The organism is Capnocytophaga sp. oral taxon 902 (assembly GCF_013394735.1).
Taxonomy (GTDB): domain Bacteria; phylum Bacteroidota; class Bacteroidia; order Flavobacteriales; family Flavobacteriaceae; genus Capnocytophaga; species Capnocytophaga ochracea.
Genome location: NZ_CP058261.1, coordinates 900,441 through 918,033, shown reverse-complemented (window position 1 = coordinate 918,033; position 17,593 = coordinate 900,441). Strand labels below are relative to the sequence as shown.

The 17,593-nt window shown below is 41.2% G+C and carries 19 protein-coding genes; 8 read left to right on the top strand and 11 right to left on the bottom strand.

Translation table 11 applies throughout. The features are described 5' to 3' along the window. Nucleotides 1-44: 44 nt before the first annotated feature. The 8 genes from HW278_RS03845 to accD all read right to left on the bottom strand — a co-directional run bounded on the left by HW278_RS03845 (nt 45) and on the right by accD (nt 5,602). A complete protein-coding gene (locus tag HW278_RS03845; protein WP_009417275.1) occupies nt 45-464 on the bottom strand; it encodes a phosphoheptose isomerase in 420 nt (139 codons plus the stop codon). A 20-nt stretch (nt 465-484) separates the two neighbouring features. After that, a complete protein-coding gene (locus HW278_RS03840) occupies nt 485-1,315 on the bottom strand; it encodes a 1,4-dihydroxy-2-naphthoyl-CoA synthase (RefSeq protein ID WP_009418931.1) in 831 nt (276 codons plus the stop codon). A 30-nt stretch (nt 1,316-1,345) separates the two neighbouring features. Beyond that, nucleotides 1,346-1,999, bottom strand: coding sequence for a fructose-6-phosphate aldolase (gene fsa, locus HW278_RS03835; RefSeq protein WP_178976981.1), 654 nt, complete (start codon nt 1,997-1,999; stop codon nt 1,346-1,348). Nucleotides 2,000-2,009: 10 nt separating this feature from the next. Next, the gene (locus HW278_RS03830; protein ID WP_178976980.1) at nt 2,010-2,810 is read right to left on the bottom strand and encodes an SDR family oxidoreductase; all 801 of its coding nucleotides are present in this window, start codon (nt 2,808-2,810) and stop codon (nt 2,010-2,012) included. Nucleotides 2,811-3,060: 250 nt separating this feature from the next. Continuing rightward, on the bottom strand, nt 3,061-4,089 hold the full coding sequence (locus HW278_RS03825) for a diphosphomevalonate/mevalonate 3,5-bisphosphate decarboxylase family protein (protein ID WP_178976979.1): 1,029 nt from the start codon (nt 4,087-4,089) through the stop codon (nt 3,061-3,063). Nucleotides 4,090-4,187: 98 nt separating this feature from the next. Further along, complete coding sequence (locus tag HW278_RS03820) at nt 4,188-4,475, bottom strand: type II toxin-antitoxin system RelE/ParE family toxin (RefSeq protein WP_009417180.1); 288 nt, start codon at nt 4,473-4,475, stop codon at nt 4,188-4,190. Then, nucleotides 4,453-4,692: a hypothetical protein gene (locus tag HW278_RS03815; RefSeq protein ID WP_009417173.1), complete on the bottom strand. Its 240-nt coding sequence runs from the start codon at nt 4,690-4,692 to the stop codon at nt 4,453-4,455. Before HW278_RS03815 ends, HW278_RS03820 begins: the two co-directional genes overlap by 23 nt. 52 nt (nt 4,693-4,744) lie before the next feature. Next, nucleotides 4,745-5,602, bottom strand: coding sequence for an acetyl-CoA carboxylase, carboxyltransferase subunit beta (accD, locus tag HW278_RS03810; protein ID WP_009410329.1), 858 nt, complete (start codon nt 5,600-5,602; stop codon nt 4,745-4,747). Between the two features lie 121 nt (nt 5,603-5,723). Here accD and HW278_RS12430 point away from each other — a divergent pair, with 121 nt between their 5' ends. From HW278_RS12430 to obgE, 7 genes are all read left to right on the top strand, one after another. Beyond that, nucleotides 5,724-5,858 (top strand): hypothetical protein, encoded by a 135-nt coding sequence (locus HW278_RS12430; RefSeq protein WP_255493754.1) that lies wholly within the window; start codon nt 5,724-5,726, stop codon nt 5,856-5,858. A gap of 166 nt (nt 5,859-6,024) precedes the next feature. Continuing rightward, complete coding sequence (locus HW278_RS03805; RefSeq protein ID WP_009410333.1) at nt 6,025-7,821, top strand: chloride channel protein; 1,797 nt, start codon at nt 6,025-6,027, stop codon at nt 7,819-7,821. 436 nt (nt 7,822-8,257) lie between these two features. Further along, nucleotides 8,258-9,286, top strand: a complete 1,029-nt coding sequence (gene menA, locus HW278_RS03800; RefSeq protein ID WP_178976978.1) for a 1,4-dihydroxy-2-naphthoate octaprenyltransferase — start codon at nt 8,258-8,260, stop codon at nt 9,284-9,286. Nucleotides 9,287-9,362: 76 nt separating this feature from the next. Beyond that, on the top strand, nt 9,363-10,046 hold the full coding sequence (locus HW278_RS03795) for a metal-dependent hydrolase (protein WP_002673809.1): 684 nt from the start codon (nt 9,363-9,365) through the stop codon (nt 10,044-10,046). A 3-nt stretch (nt 10,047-10,049) separates the two neighbouring features. Next, complete coding sequence (locus HW278_RS03790; protein ID WP_178976977.1) at nt 10,050-10,904, top strand: ChaN family lipoprotein; 855 nt, start codon at nt 10,050-10,052, stop codon at nt 10,902-10,904. A 243-nt stretch (nt 10,905-11,147) separates the two neighbouring features. After that, nucleotides 11,148-12,272, top strand: coding sequence for an adenylate kinase (locus HW278_RS03785; RefSeq protein WP_178976976.1), 1,125 nt, complete (start codon nt 11,148-11,150; stop codon nt 12,270-12,272). A gap of 6 nt (nt 12,273-12,278) precedes the next feature. After that, on the top strand, nt 12,279-13,277 hold the full coding sequence (obgE, locus tag HW278_RS03780; RefSeq protein WP_106096383.1) for a GTPase ObgE: 999 nt from the start codon (nt 12,279-12,281) through the stop codon (nt 13,275-13,277). 67 nt (nt 13,278-13,344) lie between these two features. Here the strand turns inward: obgE and HW278_RS03775 are convergent, their stop codons facing one another. The 3 genes from HW278_RS03775 to HW278_RS03765 form a co-directional block, all read right to left on the bottom strand. Further along, nucleotides 13,345-13,911, bottom strand: coding sequence for a 1-acyl-sn-glycerol-3-phosphate acyltransferase (locus tag HW278_RS03775; protein WP_002673804.1), 567 nt, complete (start codon nt 13,909-13,911; stop codon nt 13,345-13,347). A gap of 130 nt (nt 13,912-14,041) precedes the next feature. Further along, nucleotides 14,042-14,536 (bottom strand): dihydrofolate reductase, encoded by a 495-nt coding sequence (locus HW278_RS03770; RefSeq protein ID WP_015781792.1) that lies wholly within the window; start codon nt 14,534-14,536, stop codon nt 14,042-14,044. Between the two features lie 27 nt (nt 14,537-14,563). Beyond that, entirely contained in the window at nt 14,564-14,995 is a 432-nt protein-coding gene (locus HW278_RS03765; protein ID WP_178976975.1) for a 2TM domain-containing protein, read from the bottom strand. A gap of 982 nt (nt 14,996-15,977) precedes the next feature. On the opposite strand from HW278_RS03765, the gene HW278_RS03760 reads away from it, so the two are divergent. Continuing rightward, entirely contained in the window at nt 15,978-17,435 is a 1,458-nt protein-coding gene (locus HW278_RS03760) for an MFS transporter (protein ID WP_002673787.1), read from the top strand. Nucleotides 17,436-17,593: the final 158 nt, after the last annotated feature.

Here is a 17,593-nt window from a genome sequence, read left to right as displayed (position 1 = left end):
ACAAGCTCGCACCAGCGAAAGGAAAATTGCCTGTGTGGCTCGCACTAATCGTTAAACACTTCTACGGTTTCTTCTTTGAGAACAAAATCGGTGAATTTGCCCTTATAGCGGGTAGCTTTTACGATGTGATTGTCTATCCAATGATAGTTGCCTCCGCGGGGTTTGCCAAAGATGATGCCGTGATATTTAAAGCCATGCTTTTTGAGCCATTGTTCAGTAACCTTACGGTGGGCTTCGGTACGTGAGGTGAAAAAGTAAATCACGTGACCTTCGTCATACCATTTGTTTACTTGTGCTAAGGCATCGGGAAATACCTCGGCAGTAGCCATACGCTCGGGTTCTTCATTGGGGATATCCTCGCCTACCGTACCATCAATGTCGATGAGGTAGTTTTTTACTCCCTCTGGCAATATAGGATTTTTATTGCCTTGAGCATCTTCTTTTAAGGTAAATTTTTCAGTCATAATATTGAATTAGCAAATTGTTAAGGAATCCATTTCTTTTCGAAGTTAGGTTTGCGTTTTTCGAGGAAGGCATCGCGTCCTTCTTTGGCTTCATCGGTCATATACGCTAAACGGGTGGCTTCACCAGCGAATACTTGTTGCCCTACCATACCATCATCGGTGAGGTTCATCGCGAATTTCAGCATTTTGATAGAGGTAGGCGATTTAGCCATTATCTCTTGCGCCCACTCAAAAGCGGTAGCTTCTAACTCACTGTGAGGGACTACGGCGTTTACCATTCCCATCTCGAAAGCCTCTTGAGCAGAATAGTTGCGCCCTAAGAAGAAGATTTCGCGGGCTTTCTTCTGCCCCACCATTTTGGCGAGATAAGCTGACCCATAACCAGCATCAAAACTCGTTACATCGGCATCGGTTTGTTTGAAAATAGCGTGTTCTTTGCTGGCGAGGGTAAGATCACACACTACGTGCAATGAGTGTCCGCCCCCAACAGCCCAACCGGGGACTACTGCAATCACCACTTTGGGCATAAAGCGAATGAGGCGTTGCACTTCGAGAATGTTGAGGCGGTGGTAACCATCGTCGCCTACATACCCCTGATGACCACGTGCTTTTTGGTCGCCACCACTACAAAAACTCCACACTCCATCTTTTGGGGAGGGACCTTCGGCAGAGAGCAATACGGCACCTATGTTGATATCTTCATAAGCATCTTTAAACGCGTCGAGAAGTTCGGAAGTAGTTTTAGGGCGAAAAGCGTTGCGTACTTCGGGGCGATTGAAAGCGATACGCGCTACGCCATCACATTTTTTATACGTAATATCTTCGTATTCTTTTACAGTTATCCAGTTCATTTATTATTAGATGTTAGTGCGATAACTAAATTATCCTAATTTCTTTGCATCGGCTAAGAATTGAGCTAAACCGCTGTCGGTAAGAGGGTGTTTGAGAAGCCCTAAGATGGCGTTGAGCGGTGCGGTAATCACATCGGCACCTATTTTGGCACATTCGAGGATGTGCATTGTATGACGGACAGAAGCAGCAAGGATTTGAGTCTCGAAATTGTAGTTGTCGTAAATGAGACGTATGTCCTCGATGAGCGAAAGACCGTCGGTTGAGATATCGTCGAGTCTACCGATGAAAGGCGACACGTAAGTAGCCCCTGCTTTGGCTGCCAAAAGCGCCTGACCTGCTGAGAATACCAACGTACAGTTGGTACGAATACCCTTATCGGTGAAATATTTAATGGCTTTGATACCGTCTTTTATCATCGGTACTTTTACCACGATTTGAGGGTGAAGGGCGGCGAGTTCTTCGCCTTCTCGCACAATGCCTTCAAAATCGGTGGCGATTACTTCGGCAGAAACATCGCCTTCTACGATAGTGCAGATATCAGTATAATGTTTTAGTATCGCGGCTTTGCCGGTGATACCTTCTTTTGCCATTAACGACGGATTAGTGGTTACGCCGTCTAACACGCCCAAATCTTGGGCTTCTTGAATTTGCGATAAATTCGCTGTATCGATAAAAAATTTCATTATTAATAATTTATAATTGATAGTGTTTCATTAGCATTTTCTCGTAGGATTTGCTCGGCAAGAGTCGTTTGAGGACAATGGAGAACTTCTGCAAGAAACTACCTTGTTTATAATGTACTTTTGGGTGTTTGGTATTGATGACTTTCAGTATTTTATCTGCCATTTCTTTGGGGTCGCCACCACTATCGACGTGCTTGTTCATCAGACGGAGTTGTTTTTCATAGACTTCGGCATAAGGAGAACCTTCGTTTACAGGGGTGTGGTAACGGCGAGAGGCAATATCGGTAGCATAATCGCCTGGGGAAATGGTACAGACTTCTATACCAAAAGACTTAACTTCCATACGTAGAGCTTCACTCATCAGGAGGAGAGCGCCTTTGCTGGCTGAATAAGCTCCACGAAAAGGCAAGCCCATATAACCTGCAATAGAAGCAATGTTGATGATACGTCCGCTTCCCTGAGAGCGCATTGCTGGGAGGACTTGTTGTATCACAGTTATAGCACCATAGAGATTGGTAGCGAAAACGTTGTGCAACTGCTCGGTGGGGAGTTCTTCTACGGCACCCGTAATACCTACACCTGCATTATTGATAAGTATATCGATGCGACCTACTTCGGTGAGGATTTGCTGTACCGCTTCTTTGATAGAAGCTTCGTTTCGCACGTCCATTGGCAAGAGACGAAAAGGCAAGTTTTTGCCTTCTACATTGCGTGCTGTTCCATAGACCAAAAAGCCTTTGGAGGCAAGTAGCAAGGCGGTTTCTTTGCCTATGCCCGATGTAGCACCAGTGATGAGAACAGTTTTGTTCATTCGTTTAAGAAATTTGTGCAAAGGTAGGAATAATTTGCCAATTAGCAAATATGTGAATTATCAAAAAAAGGGCTAAAATCAATTATTTGTTATTTAATGTGAGTTTGATGTAAGAAAAGTGTAGCTTACGCTACAGAAATCTTACAAATCTTTACAAATCAAACAAATAAGCAACAAGCTACCTGAAGGTCTCGCACAGATACAGATTACAGCTGTGGAAGATACTAAAACCAACGGAGAAGAAATCGGGTTAAATAGTAGCTACTTCGTCGTGAATATATTGTCGTCCTTCACAAAATTGAGCTAAATCCTCTTCTATAAACCATTTTACTTCCGTAGTAGAAGTTTTAGGGTATAACAGATGTACATTAGCCCCTGCATCGAGCGTAAAACAAAGTGGGATATTCGTTTCTTTGCGATATTGCCATATGCGCTGAATCACTTCTAACGTATTGGGGCGCATCAGAATAAAGTATGGAATACTGGTTTGCATCATTGCGTGCAGAGTGAGAGCTTCACTTTCCACTACTTCTATGAAACGTTCTACATCACCGGAAGCAAAACTTCTGACAAGTTTATTGATGTTCTCATTGGCTTGTGCAAAACGCGCCTCAGCAAAAGGGTGACCGTGCATTAGGTTATGACCTATGGTACTGCTGACTTGCTTCTGACCTCTATCGATGAGCAAAATAGTATCTTGATAATTTTGAAAAACTTCGTGAACGGGGAGGGGATAGGGTATACCATATTCATCGGAACTCCCTATAATGGCAGGGTGTTCACCCCATACTACTATACTGCCTTGCACACTTCGGCAGGCACTACCCGAACCCAAGCGCGCCAAGAAGGAGGCTTTTTGCCAAAAAGCTTCTTCTGTGGAAGTTTCTCCTAACTCTTTAGAAATCTGCATTAAGCATACCGAGAGAGCAGCCATTGCACTTGCAGAAGACGCAATACCACTGCTATGAGGGAAAGAATTATGTGAGGCAATGCTAAAATGATAGTCCTTTAAGAAAGGCAAGTAAGCTACAATCCGCTCGAAGAAAGTATGGATTTTAGGGTGAAAAGAAGGTTTGGGTTGTCCTTCAAAGCTAAAATCGAATGAAAAGGGTTCGCCTGAGGCAATAGAAGATTCACTCCTACGTTGATATTCAATAGAAGTTTCGGTATAACAATGCGTGAGTGTAAAGCTGATAGAAGGGTTCGCAGGGAGCTGTTCTCCCTTCTTGCCCCAATACTTTACTAAGGCTATGTTACTCGGTGCTTTGAAAGAAATCATATTTAGGCAATAGGACTTAGTCCATAGGCGTTAGGGTATAGGCAATAGCGGGAAACTACTGACTCATATTATTTTAGTTTTTATTACAATACTAAGAACTAAAACAAGGGTTTTTGTTTAGTACTTCTGAATCTGAGAATTATTACACTATCTCCCTTAATTTCATAGTAGAGTAAAAATCTTCCTTTAAAGAAAATTCGCTGATAAACATTATCTTCCTCTATGTATTTAGCTAAAAAATAAGGGTCTTCTTCTATTTCTTTCTGAACTTTTTCAGTTTCAATTGCTATCTTTTCAGAATAAGAGTCAGATTTATTGTTCTCACTCCAGAAATCTAAAGTGTTTTCTAGCTCTGTCTTAGCTTTACCCGACCACCTTACTCGCATATCTTTTTCTGATGTTATCGAATAATTCTTTTCCGTCTATCCAATTACCTTTTTCGACGTCTTCACGGGCTAAGGCAATAGCTTGTTTATCCTCATTTGTTATTAGAGAAGGATATTCGTAAGGATTGGTTACCTCAATTCCTATGGTAGCAAAGTAATCAACTATTTGTTGATACTGCTCAAAGTCGATATTTTTATTTAATATAAGTGTGTTCACATTGTTAGGTTTTAGGGATTCAACTTTGCCAAAGGTGCGAGTCGCCTATATTTTAAGCTCTCACGGCGCGGTTCATCACCAAATCGATGTACAAATTCACTTTGTCTTTGAGCTCTTTGCGATTTACGATAAAATCCAAAAAGCCGTGTTCGAGTAAGAACTCTGCTGTTTGGAAATCTTCGGGGAGGTCTTGCCCTGTTGTGTCTTTCACTACACGAGGTCCTGCAAAACCAATAAGAGCCCCTGGTTCGGCTATATTGATGTCGCCCAGCATCGCAAACGATGCAGTAATACCTCCCGTTGTAGGGTCGGTACAAAGCGAGATGTAAGGTAGTTTGGCTTCGTCTAACTGAGCGAGTTTAATAGACGTTTTAGCCATTTGCATTAGTGAAAGAGCGGCTTCCATCATACGTGCGCCTCCTGATTTAGAAATCATCAAGAAAGGCAATCGGTGTTTGATAGCATAATCAATCGCACGACAAATCTTCTCACCTACCACACTTCCCATAGAACCACCGATGAAAGCGAAATCCATACAGCCTATTACAATAGACTTACCCTTAGAGCTTCCTACGGCAGTGCGCACGGCATCTTTTAAGTTTGTTTTTTGAGTAGCTTCTTCTAAACGTTGGGTATAGGGTTTTGTATCGACAAATTCTAAAGGGTCTTTAGAGCTCATATTGGCATCGAGTTCTTGAAATTCGTTGTTATCAAACAATATTTGGAAGTACTCTTTACTACCTATGCGCACGTGATACCCGTCGTCGGGACTTACATAGAAATTGGAAGCTAACTCGTCCTGTTCGACGATGTTACCGCTGGGTGATTTAAACCATAATCCTTTGGGGATATCTTTCTTTTCCTCAGTAGAGGTTTGTATTCCTTTTGCTGTTCTTTTAAACCAAGACATAATTATTCTGTTTTAGTAAAGTGCAAAAGTACAAAGTTTTTTTGAAATAGCAAAAAAGGAAAATTAATGATTAGTGGTTAATGGTTAATGATTAATGGTGAAGATAAGATAGGTTTTTTGAGTGATTTTCAACTTTGGCAAAGTATGTAGCGACGGAAAGGCGAAGATAAGGCGAACGATGAGTGGCTCTACAGTGGGTCTACAGTGGGTCTACAGTGGGTCTACAGTGGGTCTACAGTGGCTCTACGCTGACTAATAGATTAAAAATCAGTGGAAGAAAGAGGGACAAAAGACGGTGCGAGATGCATAGGCAGATGAAAAATAAGCGCAGAATGATTGAACCTATGGAGAAGGTAAGGTGAAGAATAATTGGTGTATTGAGATTTGTTTTGTATTTTTGCACCGTTTTTAAGAAAAGTATAATGACGACCCATCACCAGCAACATCTTCTCAAACGCCTTTTGATATGGCGTGTAAAGCATATTTCGGATAGGCGTTTTATCCTTATTCTCAGTGGAATAATAGGCATTGCTACGGGATTGGCTGCCTTGGCAATGCGCTCGTTTACACATCTTATTCAGTGGTTGCTAGACGACAAGCTCGCTCAAACTATTACTTATAGTTTTTACTTTATCCTCCCAATGTTAGGCTTTGCCATTGTGTATTTGGTAAAAAAATACGTGATACGGCACGATGTGAACCACGGAATCCCTTCGATTCTTTATGCGGTAGCCCACCAAAAAGGAATAATGAAGCGCTTTCAGGCGTATGGCAGTATCCTCACAGCACCTATTACCGTTGGTTTTGGAGGTTCGGTGGGGTTAGAAGGTCCGATGGTAGTAACGGGGGCAGGTATTAGTTCCAATATTTGCAGGTTTTTTCACATTAATCAATCTAACCGGATGTTGCTTTTGGCGTGTGCTTGTGCGGCGGCTTTAGCAGCTATTTTTAAAGTGCCTATTGCGGCGATACTGTTTGCTATTGAGGTTTTTGGGTTGGATTTGACGCTCTCGTCACTCATACCGCTGTTTATCGCTTCCCTTTGTGGGGTATTCACTTCTTATTTCTTCTTTGGCAGTGAAGTATTGATACCCATAACCATCACACGAGCTTTTTCATTACAAGGCATTCCGTTTTATATTCTCTTGGGAGTAGTAGGCGGATTGATGTCGGCTTACTTTACCTATGTTTATGAGAAAATAAATGCTACTTTTAAGAAACTCACTTCACCTTGGCTAAAAATAGTAGTGGGCGGAGCTCTTTTGGGGTTGCTTATTTACATAATGCCACCGCTTTACGGTGAAGGACACGAGATTATCAATCACCTGAAAGAAGGTCACCCCGAACTGTCACTGAGCAGTAATATTTTTGGTTGGGACTTATCGAATGCGTGGGTGATTATCCTACTTTTGGCTGCCCTTACCTTTGCAAAGGTTATTGCCACCTCGCTCACCTTTGGTGCGGGAGGGGTAGGAGGTATCTTCTCGCCTATGCTGTTTATGGGGGGAGTGATGGGGAACTGCTTGGCGCGCATCATCAACGAGTTTCCTATTTTGGGCTATAAAGCAGAGTTACCGAACTTCACTTTGGTGGGAATGACTGCCCTGATGACGGGGGTATTGCACGCACCCCTTACGGCTGTTTTTCTCATCGCCGAGGTAACGGGAGGCTATTCGCTGTTAGTACCGGCGATGCTCACTGCTGCGGTATCGTTTTCGGTAGCGAAATACTTTAATAAATATTCTGTTTATACGATGGAATTAGGCAGAAAAGGAGAGCTCATCTCGCAGAACAAAGACCAATCGATACTCACCCTAATGGACTTTGACCAAGTGGTGGAACACAATTTCACCCCCGTATATACCGATATGAAACTTCGTGAGGTGGTGTACAATGCTGTGCGCGAGTCGAACCGCAACATATACCCTGTACTCGACCGCGAAAAAGGTACGCTACAAGGTGTGATACTGCTTGACGACATACGGCACTTGATTTTTGAAACGAACTATTACGACAAGATTCCTGCCGTAGAGCTAATGCAAAAACCACCTGCCATCATAGAAATGGGCAAGGACAAGATGAGCACCGTAATGAATAAGTTTCAGCATACTGGTGCGTGGAACTTGCCCGTAGTGAAGGACGGTAAGTACGTAGGGTTTATTTCCAAATCGAAGTTGTTGAGCATTTATAGAAGGAAATTGATATATTTTACTCAGTAAGAGCTAAAAAGGTAAAAGATAAACAAAGGTATAGAATTAAGCTAATACAAGTGTTTTTATAGTCAAACAAAAATAGATTGCGAATAAAAAGGCTTGTTTTTTGGAGGGACAAATAGCCTCACATACGCTACTATCACAAGCTTTACCCCTACGAATACCGAAAAAGTAGTTGGTTATCAGTACAATCAACTTTGGAAAAGTTTCAAACTTTGCCAAAGTGTGGCGCGTAAATTCGGATAGGCTATAATATAGAGAAACCAAACAGAAAAAAGTTCTTGTTATAGGTATCTTATACAAACCTTATACGAACCTTGGACGAATCTTGGACGATAGCTATATCTATACATTTCTACACAAATACTATTTTTATAGAAAAACATTCCAAAAATCATCTTCAAAACGGAATAAATATCTTTTTTGGTAATCTCTATGAGCTTTGAAAGTTGGAGTAGGGGTATTGAAATCGTTTTTAGAGAAAAGTATAAAGCAAAAAGAATTATTAGAATATATTATTGTATTTGTCATTAGTATTTGTAATTTTGCAGGCTCTATGGATATCATAACTCTTTTGAAAGCTGCGAGGTTGCGCACCTTATCCTTATCGGTTGCGGGGATTATCACGGGGAGTGCTTTGGCATTTCGCGAAGACCCTTATGCTTTTAGGTGGGAGATTTTTGGTTGGGCACTGCTTACCACTATTTTGTTTCAGGTACTTTCGAACTTTGCCAATGATTATGGCGATGGGGTAAAGGGCACGGACAATGAGCACCGCATAGGTCCTACAAGAGCTTTGCAGAGTGGGAGAGTTACGCGTAGGCAGATGAAGAGGGTTGTACTTATCACTGCTTTACTGTCGTTACTTTCGGCTACGGTGCTTATTTATACGGCTTTTGGAAGAGAAAATCTGTTATATATCTCGGTGTTTTTTGTTTTAGGAGTGCTGTGTGTGGTAGCGGCTATCAAGTACACTGTGGGGCAATCGGCTTATGGATATCGGGGCTGGGGCGACCTATTTGTGTTTGTATTTTTTGGGTTAGTGAGCGTGGTAGGCAGTTATTTCTTATACACAGAGAGCTTGAATAAGGTTATATGGTTGCCCGCTATTGCTATTGGCTTGCTGAGTGTAGCAGTGCTGAACTTAAACAATATGCGCGATTATGAGAACGATAAGCGTTCGGGCAAACATACATTGGTAGTGAAAATGGGAATTCCGATGGCTAAATATTATCATTATTATTTAGTTATATTGGCGATGGTGGCAATGTTGGGCTTTTCGGTGATGCGTTTGCAAATGCGCTGGGAGCTTTTGTACTTAGTTGCTTTTCTGCCTTTAATAGGACATTTACTCACCGTAAAACGAAATACGGAACTCAAACAGCTTGATAAAGAATTAAAGATAGTAGCCCTGAGTACTTTTTTGCTTTCGGTACTCTTTTTTGTGGGGATTTTGATACATATATTTTAAGGAGAGTTAAACGAAAGAAGGAGATAGTAACGGACGTTATATATATTAAATAAATACACTAAAAAACATAATAACTATGGAGGTAACTTATTACGGACACTCGTGTGTGAGCATCAAAATAGGCGATACACATTTGCTTGTAGACCCGTTTATTGCTAATAATCCTTTGGCAAGCCATATAGATATCAATACGATTCCTGCTGACTACATCTTGATAACCTCGGCGCAACAAGACCATATATCGGACGTGGAGCAGATAGCTAAGCGCACGAAAGCGCAAATCATTTCGAATTTTGAAATCTCTAATTACTTTTTTAATTTGGGAATTGAAAATTCGCACCCTATGGACTTGGGAGGGCTGTACAGTTTCCCATTTGGGTCGGTGAAGATGGTACCAGCATTACATTCTTCTACCTTCGAAAATGGCACTGCCGGCGGGTGCGCTTGTGGGTTTGTGATTAAAACTTTGGAAAAGACGGTATACGTATCGGGGGCTACGGCTTTGTATTTTGATATGCAACTCATACCGGTGCGTTATAAGTTGGACTTAGCTATATTGCCCATTGGAGGTAACTTTACAATGGACGTGGAAGATGCTATTATGGCTTCAGACTTTGTGAAATGCAACAAGGTGTTGGGGTATCATTACGACACTTTTAACCTCATTAAGTTAGATGATAAGGATTTAGCAAAGAGGAGTTTTAAGGCAAAAGGCAAAGAGCTGATATTAACAGATATAGGACAATCTATTTTTGTATAAATTATGAGAAAAGCGACGTTTATTATAGTCTTATTTTTTACAATATCTTTGTGTGCACAACACAAGAAGGCATATCAGTTATTTGATAAGAATGGAAAGAAAGTCAGTTTTGAGAAGGTTGTAAAAAAAGCCAAAGAGAGCGATGTGGTGCTTTTTGGAGAGTTTCACGACAATCCGATTGCGCATTGGTTGCAGTTGGCATTGGTGAAAGAATTACAGCCTCAGGTTAACTTGATATTGGGAGCTGAGATGTTAGAACGCAATGACCAAGAGGTGGTAAACCAATATCTAAAAGGCGGTGTTACAGAAAAGGCTTTGGATACTTTGGCACGATTATGGACGAACTACAAAACCGACTATAAGCCTTTGGTGGATTTTGCGAAGGAACATCATTTGCCTTTTATAGCTACTAATGTGCCGAGGAAGTATGCGAGATTGGTGAACAAAAAAGGATTAAAAGCATTGGATACCTTGCCAGAAGCTGAGAAGCGATGGATAGCCCCGCTACCTATTGTGTTTGATGAGAACTTATCACAGTATAAAAAAATGACAGAGTCGCTCCCCAATCACAAAGGGAAGGAGAATATAATAAAAGCACAAGCCGTAAAAGATGCTACGATGGCAGATGCTATTGTAAAGAACAGAAAGCCTAATAGTGTTTTTGTGCATTTTAACGGGACATATCACAGCGATTTTTATGAGGGGATTTACTGGTTTTTGAAGCGAGAAGAGCCAAAACTAAAAGTTATTACTATTGCTACGACAGAACAAGTAGACTTATCGAAATTAGCAAAAGAGGCTTATGGTCAAGCTGATTTTATATTGGTAGTAGATGAAGATATGACGAAGACCCTTTAGGGGAAGTAGATTTTGCTCATTCATTAAAATTGATTATTTTTGCACTTTATTTTAAGTGACAAACCAACAACTGTAATGGATAACATCAATCAAATTGGGGAAGCCCCATTCCTAAAGCACACCTACTAGAAGATGTGATATCATTTGAAAAAGTAAAAAGAGAAAAAAAGAAATGAAAAATGAACTTGGAATATAGTTCTAAAACATTTCTAACAGCTAATGACTAAACATAACACCTAAACAATGGAACTGATAAAATTACACGATAAGACTTTTGAGCCTTACGTATCTGCCGAGGAACTCAACCAAATTACCGAACGAATGGCAAGTGAGGTATATCAAGATTTGCAAGAATCACGCCCTATTTTCATCGCCATACTGAATGGCTCTTTTATGTTTGCAGCCGACTTCCTAAGGCACTACAAAGGCGAATGTGAAATATCATTTGTAAAAATGGCGTCTTATAAAGGTACCCAGTCTACTGGAAAAATACACCAACTCATAGGGCTTTCTACCCCAGTGGAAGGACGTGATGTGGTAATCTTGGAAGACATTATTGATACCGGCAACACTTTAGAAGAAATTTACCGCATTTTCGAAGATAAAAAGGTGAACTCTTTCCGCGTGGCTACCCTCTTCTTCAAACCCGATGCCTACAAAAAAGACCTCAAAATAGACTATGTAGGCAAACCTATCCCTAACCGCTTTATCGTGGGCTATGGGTTGGATTTTGACGAGATAGCGCGTAACTTACCCCAAGTATATCAATTAAACACTTCATTAACTATGACAAATTTAGTACTTTTCGGCAAACCAGGGGCTGGCAAAGGCACCCAAGCAACATTCTTGAAAGACAAATACAACTTAGTGCACATCTCTACCGGCGATATTTTCCGTCATAATATCAAGAACGAAACCAAACTCGGCAAACTCGCTCAATCGTATATGGATAAAGGTGACCTCGTACCCGATGAAGTTACTATACAAATGCTACAAGAGGAAGTTGAAAAGAACCCTAATGCCGAAGGCTTTATCTTCGATGGCTTCCCTCGTACTATTGCACAAGCCGAGGCACTTGATGCTTTCTTAGAAAGTAAAGGTATGCGCATTCACGGTACTCTTGCTTTGGAAGCTGATGACGAGGTGCTCATCAAACGATTAGTAGAACGTGGCAAAGTGAGCGGTCGCACTGATGACCAAGACGAAGAGAAAATACGCAACCGTTTCACTGAATATAACGAAAAAACAGCCCCTCTTATCACTTTCTATCAAACGCAAGGTAAATATCACACGATTAATGGTATAGGTACTATCGAAGAAATTACTACCCGCCTTTCTGAAACTATCGACAAACTCAAAGCTGAATAATCCCCAATGACCGAAGGCAATTTCACCGACTACGTAAAGATATACGTTGCCTCTGGCAAAGGAGGCGCAGGTTCTATGCACCTACACCGCGAGAAGTTCGTACCCAAAGGAGGTCCTGATGGAGGCGATGGCGGTCGTGGAGGGCATATCATCTTGCGTGGCAATAAGCACCTTTGGACGCTCATACACTTCAAGTTCCAACAGCACTTTCGTGCCGAACACGGTGAAGCCGGAGGAGCCAACCGTAGTTTTGGTGCCGACGGTAAAGATATCACTTTGGAAGTCCCCTTAGGAACCATTGTTAAAGATGCTGAAACTGGAGAAGTACTCTTTGAAATTACAGAAGACGGACAAGAAATCATCGCTTTGCGCGGTGGCAAAGGAGGGCTAGGCAACTGGCATTTCCGCACCGCTACCAACCAAACCCCGCGCTACGCCCAACCAGGTCTCCCTGGTGAAGAACGCGAGTTGCTTTTAGAGTTAAAAGTGTTAGCCGATGTAGGTTTTGTAGGCTTCCCCAATGCGGGCAAATCTACACTGCTATCGGTAATTACTTCTGCTAAGCCAAAAATAGGCGACTATCCATTCACAACCCTCAAACCTAACTTGGGTATTGTGCAAAACCGCGATTACCAATCGTTTGTAGTAGCCGATATACCTGGGATTATAGAAGGTGCTGCCGAAGGTAAAGGCTTGGGGCATTACTTCTTGCGACATATAGAGCGCAACTCGGTATTGCTATTCCTCATTCCTGCCGACAGCAAGGATATCATTGCTGAATACCATATCTTGTTAAATGAACTCAAAGAATACAACCCTGAACTACTGGACAAAGACCGCCTCATAGCCATTTCAAAATCGGATATGTTAGACGACGAGCTCACCGAAGCCATTCGGCAAGAAGTAGCAACAGGATTAGGTGGTACGCCTTTCTTGTTTATCTCGTCGGTGTCGGGCAAAGGCATTCAGCAACTGAAAGACAAACTTTGGGAAATGATACAATAATATAAAAAGTCAGCTATTATAGCTGACTTTTTATATTATTCAATTCCTTATAACGACTGCTTTCACATCAATAAATCTTAGGGTTCCACTGCTCGGGGTATTTAGGAGTAATATCCTTATAAAAGTTCTGTATTTCCTCCATTATTTGCTCTTGTGGGAGCGTTTGTAAGTCCTCTAAGCTAATGGTCTTCCCGATATATATCATTTTCTTCTTAAAATCACCAGCACCTAAAACTATGGGTACTTGGGCAGAAAGAGCTATATGGTAGAAGCCCATACGCCACTTGTTCACCTTAGAACGCGTGCCCTCAGGGGTTACTACCAAGCTAAAGTCTTCTTTCTTAAAGAGTTCAGTAACAAATTCTATCAAGTGATTGCGCTGTGAACGATTGATGCCAATCCCTCCTAACTTGCGCACTAACCAGCCGTACCACGCTTTGGTATGTGCGTCTTTTATAATGAGTTTAATCGGTTTTTCCATCTTCCAATAAGCCAAGATACCCAAAACAAACTCCCAATTAGTAGTGTGCGGTGCTACTACTAATACACAGCGATTTAAAGTTTTCAAATCACCTTGTAATTCTATCTTCCACCCCATTAGCCATAGAGCAAAGGAGCCAATCCATTTTTTCATTTTTATTCTATTTATAACTCGCTTCTACGCGTAATATTTTCTATTTCACAACCAGTATTGGTATATTATAATCACTACAAAATTGCCTGTCGTGCTACAACTGCCCGCCGTGTTACGGCTACCCGTCGTGCTACGACCGTGTTACGACGTATCTTTCAAAAGTAAACCCATAAGCGTGCCGTTCGTCTTTTTCAAAACGCTCAGAGGCTACTAACTCCCATTCTTCACGGTTAAACTCAGGAAAGAATACATCAGCTTCGGCAAAAGTGTGATGTACCCGTGTGAGTTCTATCGCATCGGCAAAGAGGAGGGCTTGTGCATAGATTTCTCCACCGCCTATCACGTAAGGGTTAGGGTCTATTGCCAAAGCCTTTTCTATAGCCTCTTCAACTGAAGAAACCACCACAGCTCCCTCTTTCGCATACCCTTTCTGGCGCGTAATAACAATATGTATACGGTTAGGCAAAGGTTTGGGGAAAGTCTCGAAGGTCTTCCGTCCCATTATAATGCAGTGTCCCGTCGTGAGGCGTTTGAAATGCTTAAAATCTTCAGGCAAATGCCATAACAGTTGGTCTCCTTTGCCAATAGCGTTATTCTCGGCAACAGCAGCTATAAGAGTTATCATATTTAGTGAATAGTGAAAAGTGAACAGTTAAAAGTTTGTAGACGACGTATTGGTTTGCTCGTTATCTTTCTCAGCCTGTTCAGCTGCCAATTCACGTTTTGCTTGTTCCTTTTGTGTAGCAAGCTCTTTTTCTACTGCGGCTTCCATCTTTATAAGTTTTTTCTGTTGGGCTGCTATCAGTTGTTCGCGTTGCTTTTCTTGCCATTCCTTTCCTAAGAAGCGATGCAATACAAATACATTTATAGCGTGCCACAGCCAGATGAAAAGCCATAAGAGTATCGCCCACAAATACCAATTATAGGTCGCTCCATAGTCTAATACCTTATTGGCTACTACAAAAAAGATAGAGCCTAACACAAAGACAAAGAAGTGAAGATATAACAATCGTTTCTGCTTGAGACGATTTTCAGCATTTTTGAAAAGTTCATATTGTTCGGGAGTGAGTTGAGTGTCTGCCATTCTATTATCTGTTTTTAAGATTTTGGGGCAAAAGTAAGAAAAATATGCTATCTACGAAAGAATTATACACTATTTATATTATTTTTGTCACTTCTTATCTGCTCATCTGCTATTAATAAAACGCCTGTGTACCCCACATAAATTTGCTAATTAATTTGCCAGCCGTGCTACGACTGCCCGTCGCCACTATAACCTCACATTACCTCCGTCATTCATCATTCGTCACTCGTCATTTCTTCTCTTTTCCGTCGCCACATTCCCCCTCTCCTTGGGAGAGGGACGGGGTGAGGATTCCTCTTTCTTTCGCCTCGAAACCCCGTTTTTAACATTTTTAGCGTTGTTGTATTATATTATGAACCAACCACTTATATACCCTTCCTATACCAATCGTCCAAGATTCGTATAAGCTTCCTATAAGCTCTCTATAAGCTAACCCCACCCAAATTACAGCTCATCTTTTACCTTTTATCTCAACCCGTCCTTCCGAACCCTTTCGATATCTTCCGAACCCCTCAACCTCCCCTATTTTCTAATTCTCTCATTTTTTAATTTGCTAATTCTCTATGGCTGTCATCGCTTTTTCGTCTCGAACTTTGGCAAAGTTTTAAACTTTGTCAAAGTTGAATTATGGCATTATTGGCATTTCCAGTATTAATGGCATTATGAGCGTTGTTATATTTATAACATCTCCAACCCCCTTTGTATAAAACCCCTTTTTTATTTTTATAGAAGCAAAAATGCTCTTACTTTTGCACTTTAATTCAGCGTATACTATGAATCAAAAAGTAAAATGTGATGCACCCTGCTCTTAACCAAAGTTTCAAACTTTGTCTAAGCTGATTGCCCTAATAATCAATTGTTTTGCCATATGTTATAGAGGTTAATTACAATTTTTCCTAAAAACAAACCTAAATATGTATCACCTCCTTTTACAATAAAATTTTCAGAGCCTTTTCAAACAGATATCAAAAATAAATGAACTATGTCAGAAAATAAAAAATCCTTTGGTCAAACACTCAAAACTTTCTCACCCAACTTCTGGGTAGCAAGTTTCCTCCAACTGATGGAACGTTGGGGCTTCTACGGTATCTTTACCCTTCTCCCCTTGTATTTAGTAGCTTCAACTGACCAAGGCGGATTAGGTCTTTCGCATACCGAAAAAGGAAGTATTATAGGTAACGTAACCGCTATACAGTACTTTTTGCCACTCGTTTTTGGCGTGATAGCCGACCGTATAGGCTACAAACTCTCTTTAGTCATTTCTTGTACTATAATGGCGATAGGCTATTACCTAATGGGTGAAGTAAACACCTATTGGTCGATGTATATGATGTTCCTCTTTGCCGCCGTTGGAGGGGGCTTCTTCAAACCCGTTATCAACGGTACCGTTGCCCGCAATACCGATGAAAGCACCAGTACAATGGGCTTCGGTATCTTCTATATGATGGTAAACGTCGGAGGCTTCTTAGGTCCTGCAATGTCGTCTTACCTACGCACTACCCTCGGTTGGCGCATTATCTTCCTGCAAGCTGCGGTGGTAATGGTTATCAACCTGCTGGTAGTTTTATTCTTTTTCAAAGAACCTAAAATGGCACAACGCGACAGCAAACCTATCCTCACCGAAATCAAAGAATCCATAATGCACATTATAGAGGCACTCAAAGACCGTCGCCTTACCATACTGCTCATACTGATGGTCGGCTTTTGGACGATGTTCAACCAGCTGTTCTACACCCTGCCTAATTTTATCGAAGATTGGGTAGATTCCTCCAAAGTAAGTGCGTGGATTAACCATCATTTGCCTTTCTTAGGCACTATTCTCACCGAAAAAGGACAAGTAAAAGCCGAATGGTTTATCAATATCGATTCGTTTATGATTATCTTCTTTCAGGTAGTTGTATCCTATTTCGTAACCAAAATGACTCACGTAAGCGCAATGATTCGCGGTACGATTATCGGAACCATAGGGGTAACGCTCACTTTTATGTTTAATAATGTGTGGTTTACCATTATAGGCACTATGATTTTCTCCATAGGCGAAATGGCTGCTAGCCCCACGCTTTCAGCTTTTATCGCTCAAATCACCCCTAAGGGGAAGGAAGCCCTCTATCAAGGCACTTATTTCTTGCCTGTGGCGGTAGGTAATTATATTGCAGGACTTATTTCTGGTGATTTATACGAAAAATGGTCTGATAAATATACTTTACTAAAAACCGAACTCACAAATAAAGCCATTGCAATGCCCGAAAATCTCACTAAAAAGGAATATTTCGATTTGGCAAGTCAGAAGTTAGGTCTCAGTCAGTCTCAAATCACCGATTTGCTTTGGAATACTTATAACCCCAACAAAATGTGGTATCTTATTTGTGGAATAGGTGTCTTTGCTGCCCTATCACTATATGCCTATAACAAAATAATGGTAAGAAAAGAATCAATTTAATAAATCTAACTTTTTTCTTACTCTTACGTTAAACTCCGCTCTCGTTGCCTTTACCTCTCTGAGAAAGCCATCGAGAGCGGACATTTTTCGTCTTACCGTAGCCTTAGATTCGAATAACCTTCGAATAACCTCTTGATTTTTAGCCATATTTCACCTGC